Below are 15,040 nucleotides of genomic sequence, written 5' to 3' on the forward strand. Positions count from 1 at the left end.
TGTGAAAAAGAAAATTAAAATGTTTATCAAGCAGTTGCTATCGAAGACCGGTGTATTCGATTTTTATGTCAAGCAGCTGTACATTTATCTCACAGTGATTGTGTATAAAGTTAAGTACTTTAGGATAAAAGTTGAGCCTAATCAGGTTGTATTTGAATCATTTCAGGGAAAATCAGCTTCAGATTCACCATACGCTCTATATCTAGAGTTACAGAAAACAAAACCTGAATATAAATTTATATGGGTCTTTGACAAAATTAATGACCCTGATGCTTTAAGGCTTAAGTCAAAGAAGAACACTACGATTGTTCAGCGGGGTTCGGCTGCTTATTTTAGGGCTTACGCAGAAAGTCAGTATTGGATTGTCAACTGTCGTCTTCCATACCGTTTGATTCCTTCTAAACAACAGGCTCTAGTGCAATGTTGGCATGGCACCCCTTTGAAAAAGCTAGGTAAAGATATCATGATAGAAAATCATCCAACATCTAGTTTAAAAGCTATGCATTTTGCTTATCAGTGGGAGGGTCAGCGGTGTGACTATTTTTTATCCCCTAGCGCTTATGCTTCACGGTGTTTTAAAAGCTCTTTCGCTCTTAAGGATGAGCAATTACTAGAGCTTGGTTACCCAAGAAATGATGAACTGTTTCTCTATAAAGACAACCTTGATTATCAAAATATGATCAAGAAAAAGCTCGGTATAGATACAGATAAAAAAGTGGTTCTCTATGCTCCAACGTTCAGGGATGATGATTTTGAGCATGGAAAGCATGTAGCATCTAATCGACTAGATAATGATGAATTTAAAACTCATTTTGGAAGTGATGTTCAGTTTTTATTTCGAGGGCATTACTTTGCTCAAGTGAAAGATAACAATGATGAGTTTTTTTTAGATGTGTCTGGCTACTCAAGAATTAATGATTTACTGCTGATCGCAGATGAACTGATCACTGACTATTCGAGCCTGTTTTTTGATTATCTCATTTTAGAAAGACCGATATATTTTTATATGTATGATAAGGATAAATACCTTAACCATTTGCGAGGCACTTACTTGGATGTAAGTAAGGATATGCCTGGGGTTGTGGTAGAATCACAAAAAGACCTGTTAAAGCAGATGCATGCTAGTGAAAGAAGTCATTCAATAGCTCAGTTCAATGCTATCTATAATCCATACGAGAAAGGTCAATCGGCATCTCGTGTTATTCAACAAATTTTAGGTAATCAATAATGTCAAAACGCGTAATTACCTTTGGAACTTTTGATGTCTTTCATGTAGGGCATGTAAATATTTTAGAACGTTGTGCAACCTTAGGTGATACTTTGATCGTTGGCGTATCAAGTGATGCACTGAATTTTTCAAAAAAGCAACGTAACCCGATTTATTCTGAACAAGATAGAATGAAGATAATCCAATCATTATCTTTTGTTGATGAAGTTTTTGTTGAGCACTCTCTAGAGAAAAAGCGTGAATACATTGAGTTCTACAAAGCAGATGTACTGGCGATGGGTGATGATTGGAAGGGGAAGTTTGATGAGTTTTCTGATATCTGTGAAGTCATCTACTTCCCAAGAACACCATCAATTTCAACTTCAGAAGTTATTGAAATTGCAAAGAATATCTAATCTTGTTTGGTGCGGTTGTTGTGAATAAGAATCGATATTTAAAGCTAAGAAGCGTGCTTTTTATTAAAGGCATGCTTTTTTCTATTTTTGGCTTTTTTATTGGTCGAGATAAAAAACGGATTATCTTTAATTCAGAATTCAATACAGAGTTTAACCATAATTCTAAGTATCTGTTTTTATACTTTTTAAAGCATTACCCCGACTTTGACATAAAGTTTGTCATTAATGATTTAGAACAGCAAAAACAACTAAACCAGTCGATAGGTCCATACTTTATTGATACATATAGTTTTAAAAATAGGCTGTATGTTTTAAAGGCGGCAACTTGGATAACGTCATCTTTAGAAACACCTATTGGTGGTTTCGCCCAATCTTACAAGCGAAAGGTATTTCACCTGGGGCACGGGGCGCCGTTGAAATGTATTGGGCGGGCTGAAAAATATCTGAACTGGAAAAAGGCATTGTATTATCGCCTAATTAAAGGGAATTTTAGTTACTTTTTTTCAACATCAAAGGCTTTTTCTGAAACTTGGCGAGCTTGTCTTAATTTAAAACATGAACAGGTAGTGATTGCTGGCCAAGCAAGAAACGATGCATTGGATGTGAACTATAAACATGCTACCCATGTGCTTCAATTGCAAAAAGAAAAAAAGCACATTCTCTATGCCCCTACGTGGAGGCCTTTTGATGATACAGAGATTTTTCCATTTTTAGATTTTAATGCTGAGCAGCTTGACTTGTTTCTTGGGCAGCAAGGTTGCACTTTGCATTTAAGGGTCCATCCTAACTTTGAAACAGGGATCCCTAGTAAAGTAAAGAACATGAAAAATGTTAGTGTTCTCTCGCGTGAATGTGTTACTGATATCAACGAAATACTTGGGCAGTTTGATTTATTGATTACTGATTATTCAAGCATTTACTTAGATTTTCTGTTAACGCTAAAACCTATACTATTTCTGCCCTATGATTATGAAAAGTACAAAAATAAAATAGGTTTTACTATTCCTTATGAGCAAGCGACTCCAGGCCCAAAACCCAAAACACAAAAGCAGTTTATAAATGAAATCAGTGAACTGCTGAATAATGAAAGTTATTTTGCTACTGAACGTAAAGATGCCAATGACTGGCTGAATGTTGTTCAAGACCAACACGCAAAGCAAAATGCACAATTAATCTTTCAACTTACTGAAAGTTAACAAGATGAAGGCTAATAGTTTGAATACCAAAGCAATATCTAGAAATCTATATATTCTGTATACATTGGCTCACTTGAAAAAAAAGGCCAATATTCGTGGTACATTTTTAGGATATCTATGGTGGATTATCGAACCAATGATGCTTATCGCTTTATATAGCTATGTGGTTGGAGTGATTTTTGGGCACCGCGGAGCGGATCAAATCTTAATGATTGCAATTGGTGTTACACTATGGAAATGGTGGAGTTCGAGCATGTCAATTTCGACCACATCATTCCGGCGTTATAAAGGTATCGTTTGCCAAGTAAAGATGCCCTTACCAATTTTGCCTACATCCGAGGTATGTGGTGAGAGCTACATGTTCTGCTTTGCTTATTTGATATTACAAACAGTATTGTTGTTTCTTGGTTATATACCCGATATATTTGCACTTGCATTAACCTTTGTCATTACAATGATCGCTGTAAGTGCTATATCGCTATTTTGGGCGATGTTAAATGTATTTGTTCGTGATACCGCTTTTTTAGTTGGCTTCGGTCTTAGAATCTTATTCTATATTACTCCAATTATTTATCCTGCCAGCCGTGTTCCGCATAGTTTGCGATTTTTGGTTGAATTGAATCCATTCGCTCACTTAATTAGCTTTTATAACAATGCATTGATATATACCGATAAGGTCAGTTATAGCCATATGCTGTACGCATTAGTGGCTTCATCTGTGGTATTGATCGCTTTGATACGTATTTGTAAGCGACTTACTCCACAAATCATCAGGAATGTTTAACATGAGTAATGAAAAAAACTTAGTCGTCGAGCTTGATGATGTGACATTAAAGTATGCTAATAGTACGAGCTTTAACCTTAAACGCTTATTTTTGTCTAAACATGAAAGACAGAGAGTGGTTTCAAATTCCAATGCTAACCGCGAAGCAGCTTTGAGCAATGTGTCTTTAAAGTTTTATGAGGGAGATATTGTTGGTATTGTCGGGCGTAACGGTGCCGGTAAGTCTACTATTTGTAAGGTCTTATCGGGTGTACTAGAACCGACCAGTGGTAAATTTTACTCGAAGCTTGATGTGGGTTCATTACTCTCTCTAAACTCTTTTTTTGCTAAAGAGTTAAGCGGGTTAGACAATATTTATCTAGCTGGTGCCTTATTAGGTAAAAACAAAAAAGAAATTGAAGAGAAAATTGAAGAAATCATTAATTTCTCCGAGTTAGAAGAGTCCATTCATAAACCTATTGAAACTTACTCAAGTGGTATGGTTTCTCGACTAGCATTCTCGATTGCGACTACTTATCGCAGTGATATTTTGATCATTGACGAAGTATTGAGTGTAGGTGATAAATACTTTAGAGAAAAGTGTAAAAAGAGAATGAATGAGATTATGAAGGAATCTCGTTTGATAATTATCGTTTCACACTCAGATTCGGATATAAGAAGTATGTGTAATCGTGCAGTTTATTTAGATAAAGGACGAGTGATTGCTGATGGTAGTGTTTGTGAAATTTTTGATTTATATAATTAAAGGTTTAAAATGAAAAAGATAAAAAACTTATTAGACATGATTAAATATATTATTTCATCCATGTTCTTCTCTAATATTAATGAAAAGTGGATCATCGGTGAAAGGCTTGGAGAATCAGCTAGTGATAATGGGTTTTACTTTTTTAAATATTTAATGGAGCGCCAACCTGATAATGATAAATATTATTTTGTTTATAGAGATGATATGCTGTTAAGTAGTGATTTAGCAAAGTATAGGAAGAATTGTATTAAGCTGAATTCATTAAAGCATTTTATTTTATACAATAAGTGTAAATATGTTATAGTATCTCATGGCGCTAGAGATGGTGTGCCAAATCTGATATATTATAAATTTAAATCTAAAATAAAGCCAATAGTATACCTTCAGCATGGTGTTGTTAAATTTAAGAAAATTCACTTCACAAAATTATCGTATAATAAAAATATTGTCAGGTTTTTAGTATCGAATTCTGATGAGCAAAATATAATCTGCAATCAGATGATGTCCAAAAAAGATGAACATAACTATAACTTCAATTTATTTAAGTTGAAGTCTTATGAGTTGATGGACAAGAATTTATCAAAAGAATTTTCATATCTAAAAGAATACGTAGATCTATATAATTATTCTGAATCTACAATGGATAAGTTAAGTGAAATAAAGAAAAGAATTGGATTTCCAATAGGTAGCGTTCCTATTACTGGTTTAGCTAGGCATGATAATCTCATTGAGGGGCATAATAGTCATGAGTCTTCAGGTAAGTATATATTAGTTTTTCCTACCTGGAGAGATAAATTAAAAAATGCTTCTGAAGTGGACTTCAAAGATAGCGATTTTTATAAGAATTATAATGAATTAATTACAGACGATTGTTTGAGAGAAAATCTTGAAGCCAATGGTTATAAAATAAAGTTTCACCTTCATCCCGAAATGTTAAAGTTCATGCCATTATTCAAGCATTCCAAAAAACATGTCGATTTTGTGTGTGGTAATATATCAAAAATGATATTGGATTCTGAGTTTTTAATTACAGATTACTCAAGTCTTGCTTGGGACTTTAAGGTTTTAAATAAAGATATTATTTTTTATCATTTCGATAAGGATGACTTTAATGTTAGCAGAAAAGGCTACTGTAATTCAGATGAGGATTGGCCAGGAGATGTATGTCATGACTTTTTTGAGTTGCGAAATTCTATTCTGAGTAATCTTAATAAATATACCCATAATATAATTCCTCACGATGCCAATAATGGATTTTGTCAGCGTATTTTTAATGAGATAAATTCGATACCTAAAAAAGTGTATTTTATGGTTTATAATATCTATGGTATCGGTGGTACTGTTAAAACAGTTACAAATACGGCAAATTATTTATATGCTAAAGGAGTTCCAGTTGAGATAATATCCGTTCGTCGTACTAAATTTAATCCAGATCTTGGTTTAGATCCAGGTATAAAAATATCTGTGCTATTTGATGCTAGACAGAAAGGTACAAAATATAAATTTAAAAATAACAGTATAATAAAAGGTTTGAAAGGTATACCGGTTCGGTTATTATCTAGATTTTCTAGTTATTTGATTCATAAAGAGGAAGATTTGTTTACGATGTTTTCGTTGTTTACAGATTTACAGATAATTAGAAAGTTAAGGTCTTTAAAAGATTGTATTTTAGTCACAACCATCCCTAGTTTTAATATTATTGCGCCTAAATATACTAATGATAGTGTTAAAATTGTTGGTCAAGAACATAAATTTTTCGATGCCCATAATGGTTCACTTCAGAAATGTGTGGTTGAATCGTACCCTAGGCTTCATCATTTAACTGTATTAACTGATGATGATTTGAGTAAGTATAAAAATTTTATGGAACCGAACCGCCTATCCGTGCAGCCAAACGGGACAGAGTTGTTGCAGGAGATAGATGATTTTAATTGTGATAATCAAAAAAGATTTATAACGCTTGCTAGATTTGTAGAACAAAAACGCTTAGATCTATTGCTCGAATCATTTAAGGTCGTGGTGAACAATGATCCAGAATGTAAATTAGATATTTTTGGCCATGGTCCCCTAAAGCCTGAACTAGAAATGATGATATTAAAGTTAGGATTGCAACATAATGTCTTCATTTTTGAGCCTGTAACTGATGTATACTCTGTGTTACCTAATTATTCAGCATTTCTTTTAAGCTCTGGTTTTGAGCCTTTTGGTATGGTGATCATTGAAGCATATGCTTGTGGAGTTCCTGTAATATCCTTTGACATTGACTATGGCCCAAAAACTTTGATAAAAAATGAAATAACAGGCTTAAAGTCACAGGCATTTGATATAGAGATGTTTGCTAATTCTGTGTTAAAATTAGCAAGTGATCCTATATTAAGAATGAAGCTTAGTAAAAACTGCCTTCAAGAGGTATCTCAGAATTACTCTACTGATGCAGTTGGAGATAGATTTATACAGACATTAAATAATCTGAGCTGCGGATAAGAAATGAACTAAATGCCCAAGTCGCGCTCAGATCGCTTGTCGAGAATTATCAATCGCAAGGATTTGGGCATGATTAATTTAGAAGCTATTTATACTGATGTCGATGATTTTTGTTTACTCTTTATTCCTCAATGGGAAGCCCACTTAATTGAATCAGGGCTTAAGCAACGAAGAAGGCCTTCTAAGTTAAGCGAAAGCGAAGTAATGACGATTGTCATCGCTTTTCATCAGTCTGGATACCGTGATTTCAAAACTTTCTATATAAATCATGTCATTAAATATTGGAATAAAGATCTTCCTTCCCTCGTAAGTTACACAAGAATGCTTAAATTACTTCAATCTGTGCTTGTGTCGTTAAGCTCTTTTCTTACTCAAAGAAAATCAAAACCGACTGGTATCGCTTTTATTGATTCAACAAAACTACAAGTTTGCCAGTATACGCCCCATGAACCCATGGGGCGTATACATTCAAAGCACTTCAAGGACTGAACACAGGGGAAAAGGGAGGGGGAGTTCTTCCCAGTGATGGCTGCCAGGGGGGCGTGTCGTAGTATAGGCCTTTATGACAAAGGTTATTACTGAACCCTACCTCTAACGGCTAGATTTATAAAATCGATCTTCAATGTGAGTTTTTGTTAACGTAGATACAAATATAACAGTAATCAAACAGGTGACAATATAACCATATGCGATGATGGTAGGTTCTTCTATGATTGCCCTCGAAAAAGGAATGTGGAAAACCTTTGGTAGCACTAAAAATATTGCAAAGATAAAATATAACGTTGGAACATGTGTTAAATATATAGAGTATGAAAGCTCACCTGCTTTTAATAGTGGGCGAATGTTAAGTGCGCGATTTAAAACTCCTTTATCAGCAGCAACCAGTATTATGCATATGGAAAAAACTAAGCTAGGGTATATTGATGGCTTTGGACTCAATATTATAGTTGCATAGATCAGTGCTGGAATCAGAATGATATTGACGAAGGATAATTTCTCAAATTTAGACTTTTCTGATCTATAAATGTAAAAAGATATAACCCCGAGAAAGAACCCATAGATTCCTCTAGCTGCTTGTATGGTTAGGCCATAATCCTTGATAAGGTTTAATCCACCGATGAAAATGGCTATTATCCAAAATAACCATTTAAATCTATTCGAAATTGCAGTTAAAAAGAATGCTAAGTAAATGTAAAATTCAATGCTTATGCTCCATGAAGCATAATTAAATGAAAGGTGGTTAAAGTGACTAAACCAGGATTGAAGTAATAAAATATTTGGAAGTAATTCATTTAATGCAGTTTTACCAGAAAAAGCATCTTTTCCAATATTGAACCCTAGGTGAGATAAAACTAAGAGTGCAACCTGTATTCCAACTATCACTAGTAATGTAATAATATGAAGTGGATAAATACGCTTAAATCTATTAGTGAAAAAATCTTTAAATTTAATTGTATGTGATTTGCTAAATTTGAAAGACAGAACAAAACCACTCAGAACAAAGAAAAAATCGACAAATATACGACTATGAGCGACGAATTCAATCTCTTTTATATTTCCAACCCATCTTAGATGGTAAAGCACAACCATGATAGCAAATATGCCTCTTAGACTATCAAGGGAGTCGAAACGTTCTTTTTGAGTTGACATTTAAGTACCTTTGGTGGGGAATTTTTATAAGTCATTGACTGTAACTGAATTAGATTTCATATCAGTTACGTCAAAATTGTATTATTAACGAGCTAGTAAGCTTATTGATGGAATAATATTACTCGTTTTTATTTTTCACTCTATACCCAGTCGGCGTTTCCAACAAAATACGCTTAATGCATTCCAAGTCAAAGTCGTGACAACAGGCATCAAGTTGCTGTAGAACGGTTTCCATTTCTGCCCAACTTAAACTTTCTTCACAAGCAGTCATGATTTTAGGGTGGCAAGTTCCCGTAACATTTTCGCCAATTAACAGTTCTTCATAGAGCTTTTCTCCTGGGCGTAAGCCGGTAAAGCGAATCTCTATATCACCTTCTTTTTTGTCATCATCTCTTTTATTGGTATCACTGATGCTGTGTTCTGTCATCCCCATCAAATGAATCATACGTTTAGCTAGGTCGAGAATTTTCACAGGCTCTCCCATGTCTAGCACAAATACTTGCCCATTATGACCAATAGCCCCAGCTTGAATAACGAGTTGAGCTGCTTCGGGGATTAACATAAAGAAACGGGTAATATCAGGGTGGGTAACGGTAACAGGTCCACCTTTTCTAATTTGCTGTTTAAATAATGGAACAACAGAGCCTGAAGAACCAAGTACGTTACCAAAACGAACCATAGTAAAGCAGGTGTTAGACTGGCGATCGGATAAAGCTTGTAGCACTAACTCGGCTAATCGCTTACTTGCTCCCATCACATTGGTTGGTCGAACCGCTTTATCGGTAGAAATAAGAGTGAAATTTTTTACACCTGTGTTAATTGCCGTTTCCGCTACCGATAAAGTACCGAAGACATTATTGCGAATTCCTTCAACAATATTATCTTCAACAAGGGGAACATGCTTATAAGCTGCCGCGTGATACACGGTATCAATTTTGTGTGTAATCATGAGCTTTTCAACATGGTTTTGACGCTGAACCGAGCCTAAAGCAGCAATGATTTTTGTATCAAATTTAAGGTGAGTTTTCGCTGATTGTAGCTCCTGGTCTATTTTGTATAAGTTGTACTCATTAAGCTCAAATAACACAATGCATTTGGGCTTTTGGGCGAGTATTTGGCGGCATAGTTCTGAGCCTATAGAACCACCGGCCCCAGTAACCATGATATTTTGGTCGGTGATGTTTTGGCTTAATAGTTCTGGAACCGGATCGACTTGAGTTCGGCCAAGTAAATCGGCCACATCAAGGTCTTTAATTTCTCCAATTTGAGCGCGGCCAGTGGCAATATCTTCAACTGAAGGAACCGATTGAAGCTCAATAGGCCAAGTCGATAGTCGGTCGACTAAGCGTAAGCGCTCACCCTTATTGATGTTATTAATTGCTAGTAATAATTTTACGGGCTGGTATAGCGATTTGAGTTTATCGAAATCAGAGCTTGGATGTACACGTAAACCGTAGATAACCTGGCCAATTTTTTTCGGGTCATCATCAAATAAAACGGCAGGGTTATATTCCTCACCTGACGATAGGGCAAATGCAAGGTCTCGACCGGTTGCCCCTGCTCCATAAATGAAGACATTGGGTTTATTACGGCGGTAAAACTGATGGTAGTAATTACGAATTAGAATTCTAGGTCCGCCTAAAGTAACCACAGCAAAACCAGCAAAAATTAGTGGAACGCTACGTGGTACAAACGAATGGAAATAAAAGCTAGAGATCATCAGAGCAATAGTTGAGAGCATCACTGCTAAGAATATGTGCCCAAGTGCAGCGACCATCATATAACGAATCACCGCTCGGTACATACCAAGTTTGATGAAAGCAGCTATGGTTACGATAACGGTAACAACCCAACTTAAAATTTCAGGAGTACCAATCGGAAAGTGATAATGACCTAAACGTACAACCACCGCAAAGTAGAGAGAAAAGGTGATGGCTGCAATATCGTAAATGGCATTAATAATGCGTTTTTCGCGGCGTCTGATTTTCAACAAGTTTTTAAGAGTTTGATACATAGATTTAAGGCAACTTGAATGGACAAGTGAATTGTAAACTGCTTTATACACTTTTACTATGCTATTTGTTTTTACTCACATGAGTTTACGATAAAATCGATAAAATTATTGGTACTTCATCAAGAAAAGACCCTCAATTATGAAAATTTTAGTAACAGGTGCCACAGGGTTTGTGGGGCAGAAAGTGGTCGAAAAAGCATTAGAGAAGGAGATGGAAGTCTCTGCTATTGCTCGTAATAGTAAGCTCGTCACCCAGCAGAAAAGTTTACCTCAAGTTGAGTGGCATCATGGTGAGTTAACGCCCGATTTTGATTGGAGTTCTTGCCTAGATGGAGTTGATTGCGTGATCCACTGTGCTGCCCGTGTTCATCAAATGAATGAAGATGCCTCTGTAGCACAAAAAAACTATGATGATGCCAATTTTCGTTCAACTTTAAACTTAGCGCACCAAGCTCAACAAGTTGGTGTTAAACGGTTTATTTTTTTAAGTTCCATTAAAGTTAATGGTGAAAGCACTGAGTTAAACGAGCCGTTTACACGTACAGTAGAACAAGAGCCAGAAGACCCTTATGGCCTCAGTAAATATAAAGCAGAACAGGCTTTACAAACACTTTCTAAAGACTCGGGACTTGATGTTGTCATTATCCGTCCGCCTCTGGTATATGGGCCAGGAGTAAAAGCGAACTTTCAAGCTATGATGAAGTGGGTTTGCCGAGGTATACCGTTGCCATTAGGGGCGATACATAATAAGCGAAGTATGGTTTATCTTGATAACTTAGTTGATTTGATTTTAACCTGTACGCAGCACAATGAAGCTATAAATGAGGTTTTTTTGGTGTCTGATGATCATGATATATCGACCAGTGAGTTGCTTTCTCAAATTAAACAGGCAGCGAATTCTTCAACCTGGCTTATTCCTGTACCAATGAAGATCTTTACTATTGCAGCCAAACTGCTCAATAAGCCACAAATAGCTCAACGCCTATGTGGATCATTACAGGTCGATATCTCTCATACAAAAAAACAGTTAAACTGGCAACCGCCGATTTCTTGGGAGCAGGGGATCACTAAAACGGTTTTATTCTATCTCAATAATAAAAACACACACTAGGTACTGCATTCATGCTGCGATTACTGGATTTTTGCTTTTCTTTCTTTGGTTTGCTTTTTTTGTGGCCTTTTCTTTTGATTATTACCGTTTTGGGCTATTTCGACACCGGTTCTCCAATATTTTGTCAAACTCGAGTAGGGCGTTACAAAAAGCCATTTACCTTGATCAAATTTAGGACCATGGCAGTTGAAACGGCATCGGTTGCTACACATGAAGTTGATCGCACAAGTATTACAAAGCTAGGTAGGTTCTTGAGAAAAACCAAGTTAGATGAATTACCTCAATTGATTAATGTGTTAAAAGGGGAAATGAGCTTAGTTGGGCCAAGGCCAGGTTTGTTTAGCCAAGAGTTACTGATACATGAGCGAGAATTAAGAGGGGTATATAACGTGCGTCCTGGTATAACAGGCCTTGCCCAAATCAGTGAGGTGGACATGTCTACGCCTGTAAAATTGGCAGAGTTAGATGCCAAAATGATCCAAACAATCACCGTTAAAGACTATTTTAAGTATATCTTAGCAACGGTTACGGGCAGCGGTGCAGGAGATCGGGTGAAGTGAACTTTTTGGCAAAAGAGAACAGTTTTCTTTTTTTTTTAGGGCCTATTGGGATGAAAAACCTAAACTTAAGTAAAACCTAGGCTCTACAAGCCCTCCTGCCATTTTAACCGTCTCAAACTGAAACAAAATTGTCTCACCCCTTTCAAAAACCTGAGAGCCTATGTGGCAAAAATGCCACTTAGGCAAAGCGATAAACCCATCATTTTTTCCCCATTCTCACACCGAAAATGTCCATGTCCTTCGAGAATTTTAGAGCAAATTAGAGTAGCAATTGAGCCATCTTGTTCGATTATTGGTGGTTGAAATTTGTCCGAGTATCGAGCTTCACATGTAAACGAAAATTATTTTCAAAAAAAGACTGGGATTTTTTGTGTGCTTAAGTAAACTGTAACCGCATAATTCAAACCCCATGCATTCATGAGGTTTATGTAATGAATGTTGCAGTGATGCTTTCTTCTACAGCTAAGTATCGCGAGTTTGATTTGGTTCAATGGATTGGGCTGAATACATGGTAGTTTGTCTTAAAGTTGTCACGCTCAGTGCGTATCATCTACAACAAGATATTCAATGAGACAGGGAGTCTTCGTTACACATCCCTGTGCGGTAGCCTGCCTACTATAAAATCAGTTATCAATCTCATTAGTGTATTCTTCATCTCTTATTTGTAAGCACGCCAAGCAATCGTTTACTTTTGTGGTTGTAGCTCGTGCTTTAGAACGCACTGCGTTTGGTTTTATGATTTAAGGTAAGCATGTTTAATAGATCAAAAGGGTGTAAAAAGTGAAGTATTTAGTGACTGGCGCTGCCGGATTTATTGGTAGTGCTGTGGTTGAGCGTTTAACTCAAATGGGACACTCAGTCGTCGGTGTGGATAATCTTAATGATTACTACGATGTGAACTTAAAGTTGGCGCGACTTGAGCGTATTGAACATCCTCTTTTTGTTTTTGAAAAAATGGATATCGCAGATAGAGAAGGGATGGCTGAACTGTTCAAAGAAGAGCAGTTTGATAAGGTCATCCACTTAGCGGCCCAAGCTGGCGTTCGTTATTCTTTAGATAATCCTCTTGCCTATGCCGATAGCAATCTAGTAGGGCATCTTAATGTCTTAGAAGGTTGTCGCCACAACAAGGTTAAACACCTCGTTTATGCATCTTCAAGTTCCGTTTACGGATTAAATGGCAAAGTGCCGTTTAGTACCGATGATTCAGTCGATCACCCTATTTCACTTTATGCCGCCACCAAGAAATCTAATGAGTTGATGGCGCATACCTACTCCCATTTATATAATGTGCCTACCACTGGATTGCGTTTCTTTACTGTTTATGGCCCGTGGGGCAGACCAGATATGGCTCTTCTCAAGTTCACACACAAAATTGTGAATGGTGAGCCGATCGACATCTACAACAATGGTGATATGCAAAGAGACTTCACCTACATAGATGATATTGTCGAAGGCATTATCCGAATTCAAGATGTAGTCCCTGAATCAGATCCAAGCTGGACTGTTGAAGAAGGCTCTCCGGCGACCAGTTCTGCTCCATACCGTGTATACAATATTGGTAACGGCAAGCCTGTGAAGCTAATGGATTACATTAAAGCATTAGAAGAATCACTTGGCATCGAGGCTAAGAAAAACTTTATGCCGATGCAGCCTGGTGATGTTTATCAAACTTATGCCGATACCATAGCACTTTTTGAAGCTACCGGCTATCAACCAAAAGTGGATGTGAAGCAAGGTGTGGATGAGTTTGTGAAGTGGTTTAACCAGTTTTATCAAGGGAAATAATGAAGATTTTAGTGACTGGCGGCGCAGGCTTTATTGGCTCAGCAGTGATTCGCCATATTATTCAAAATACTCAAGATAGCGTGGTGAATGTTGATAAACTGACTTACGCGGGCAATCTTGAGTCCCTCGAACAAGTTGCAAGTAATGAGCGATATGCGTTTGAACATGTCGATATTTGTAATCGCGCTGAACTAGATAGAGTTTTTGCGAAATATCAACCAAATGCAGTGATGCATCTTGCTGCTGAATCTCATGTGGATCGTTCTATCACTGGTCCTGCTGCATTTATTGAAACCAATATTGTTGGTACATATACTTTATTAGAAGCCGCACGCGAATATTGGAATGGTTTGGACTCTGACGTAAAAGAAGCATTTAGATTCCATCATATTTCTACAGATGAAGTGTATGGCGACTTGCCACACCCTGATGAGCAAGAAGGAGAGCTTCCTCTCTTTACGGAAGAAACCTCTTATTCACCAAGTAGCCCTTATTCAGCATCAAAAGCATCAAGTGATCATTTAGTTCGTGCGTGGCTTCGAACTTATGGTTTACCAACTATCGTGACCAATTGTTCAAACAACTATGGTCCATATCATTTCCCTGAAAAACTTATCCCATTAGTTATTCTTAACGCACTAGAAGGAAAACCGCTACCTATCTATGGTGAAGGTGATCAAATCCGTGATTGGTTGTATGTCGAAGACCATGCCCGTGCGCTTTATAAGGTAGTAACAGAAGGTAAGGTTGGTGAAACTTATAATATCGGTGGCCATAATGAGAAGCAAAATATTGAAGTGGTCGAGACTATCTGTTCAATCCTAGATGAAATTCGTCCTAAAGCAACTCAATACGCTGAACAAATTACCTATGTCACAGATCGTCCAGGTCACGACCGCCGTTATGCAATTGATTCAACCAAGATGAAAAACGAATTAAATTGGATTCCAGAAGAAACATTTGAAACAGGTTTAAGAAAAACGGTTCAATGGTACTTAGATAATTCTCAGTGGTGTACACGCGTACAAGATGGCTCGTATCAGCGTGAGCGCTTAGGCACATTGGAAGTTGAGGGTAATCAGTAG

The 15,040-nt window shown here is 36.8% G+C and carries 12 protein-coding genes and 1 pseudogene; 11 read left to right on the forward strand and 2 right to left on the reverse strand.

Translation table 11 applies throughout. The annotated features are described in order from the left end of the window. Window position 1 precedes the first annotated feature (1 nt). The 7 genes and pseudogenes from Vgang_RS01135 to Vgang_RS01165 all read left to right on the forward strand — a co-directional run. Window positions 2-1,228: a CDP-glycerol glycerophosphotransferase family protein gene (locus Vgang_RS01135; RefSeq protein ID WP_157946028.1), complete on the forward strand. Its 1,227-nt coding sequence runs from the start codon at window positions 2-4 to the stop codon at window positions 1,226-1,228. Next, the gene (locus tag Vgang_RS01140) at window positions 1,228-1,623 is read left to right on the forward strand and encodes an adenylyltransferase/cytidyltransferase family protein (RefSeq protein WP_105902611.1); all 396 of its coding nucleotides are present in this window, start codon (window positions 1,228-1,230) and stop codon (window positions 1,621-1,623) included. The genes Vgang_RS01135 and Vgang_RS01140 overlap by 1 nt, the downstream gene beginning before the upstream one ends. Window positions 1,624-1,643: 20 nt before the next feature. Beyond that, complete coding sequence (locus tag Vgang_RS01145; RefSeq protein WP_157946027.1) at window positions 1,644-2,819, forward strand: CDP-glycerol glycerophosphotransferase family protein; 1,176 nt, start codon at window positions 1,644-1,646, stop codon at window positions 2,817-2,819. Between the two features lie 19 nt (window positions 2,820-2,838). Further along, window positions 2,839-3,603 carry an ABC transporter permease gene (locus Vgang_RS01150; RefSeq protein ID WP_245879944.1) on the forward strand — a complete coding sequence of 255 codons (765 nt, stop codon included), beginning with the start codon at window positions 2,839-2,841 and terminating at the stop codon, window positions 3,601-3,603. Window position 3,604: 1 nt separating this feature from the next. After that, on the forward strand, window positions 3,605-4,348 hold the full coding sequence (locus Vgang_RS01155; protein ID WP_105902608.1) for an ABC transporter ATP-binding protein: 744 nt from the start codon (window positions 3,605-3,607) through the stop codon (window positions 4,346-4,348). A gap of 9 nt (window positions 4,349-4,357) precedes the next feature. Further along, the gene (locus Vgang_RS01160) at window positions 4,358-6,832 is read left to right on the forward strand and encodes a glycosyltransferase (protein WP_105902607.1); all 2,475 of its coding nucleotides are present in this window, start codon (window positions 4,358-4,360) and stop codon (window positions 6,830-6,832) included. A 69-nt stretch (window positions 6,833-6,901) separates the two neighbouring features. Then, window positions 6,902-7,264 (forward strand): annotated as a pseudogene (locus Vgang_RS01165) (IS982 family transposase); the annotation flags it as partial. Window positions 7,265-7,423: 159 nt separating this feature from the next. On the opposite strand, the gene Vgang_RS01170 reads toward Vgang_RS01165, so the two are convergent. Both Vgang_RS01170 and Vgang_RS01175 read right to left on the reverse strand, forming a co-directional pair. Next, window positions 7,424-8,482: an acyltransferase family protein gene (locus tag Vgang_RS01170; protein WP_105902606.1), complete on the reverse strand. Its 1,059-nt coding sequence runs from the start codon at window positions 8,480-8,482 to the stop codon at window positions 7,424-7,426. Window positions 8,483-8,600: 118 nt separating this feature from the next. Then, window positions 8,601-10,496, reverse strand: coding sequence for a polysaccharide biosynthesis protein (locus Vgang_RS01175; RefSeq protein WP_105902605.1), 1,896 nt, complete (start codon window positions 10,494-10,496; stop codon window positions 8,601-8,603). Between the two features lie 139 nt (window positions 10,497-10,635). On the opposite strand from Vgang_RS01175, the gene Vgang_RS01180 reads away from it, so the two are divergent. The 4 genes from Vgang_RS01180 to rfbB all read left to right on the forward strand — a co-directional run bounded on the left by Vgang_RS01180 (window position 10,636) and on the right by rfbB (window position 15,040). Further along, a complete protein-coding gene (locus Vgang_RS01180; RefSeq protein WP_105902604.1) occupies window positions 10,636-11,607 on the forward strand; it encodes a UDP-glucose 4-epimerase family protein in 972 nt (323 codons plus the stop codon). 11 nt (window positions 11,608-11,618) lie between these two features. Next, entirely contained in the window at window positions 11,619-12,167 is a 549-nt protein-coding gene (locus tag Vgang_RS01185; RefSeq protein WP_105902603.1) for a sugar transferase, read from the forward strand. Between the two features lie 780 nt (window positions 12,168-12,947). After that, window positions 12,948-13,955, forward strand: coding sequence for an NAD-dependent epimerase (locus Vgang_RS01190; protein ID WP_105902602.1), 1,008 nt, complete (start codon window positions 12,948-12,950; stop codon window positions 13,953-13,955). Beyond that, window positions 13,955-15,040, forward strand: a complete 1,086-nt coding sequence (gene rfbB, locus Vgang_RS01195; RefSeq protein WP_105902601.1) for a dTDP-glucose 4,6-dehydratase — start codon at window positions 13,955-13,957, stop codon at window positions 15,038-15,040. The genes Vgang_RS01190 and rfbB overlap by 1 nt, the downstream gene beginning before the upstream one ends.

The sequence above is a fragment of the Vibrio gangliei genome, from assembly GCF_026001925.1.
GTDB classification, from domain to species: domain Bacteria; phylum Pseudomonadota; class Gammaproteobacteria; order Enterobacterales; family Vibrionaceae; genus Vibrio; species Vibrio gangliei.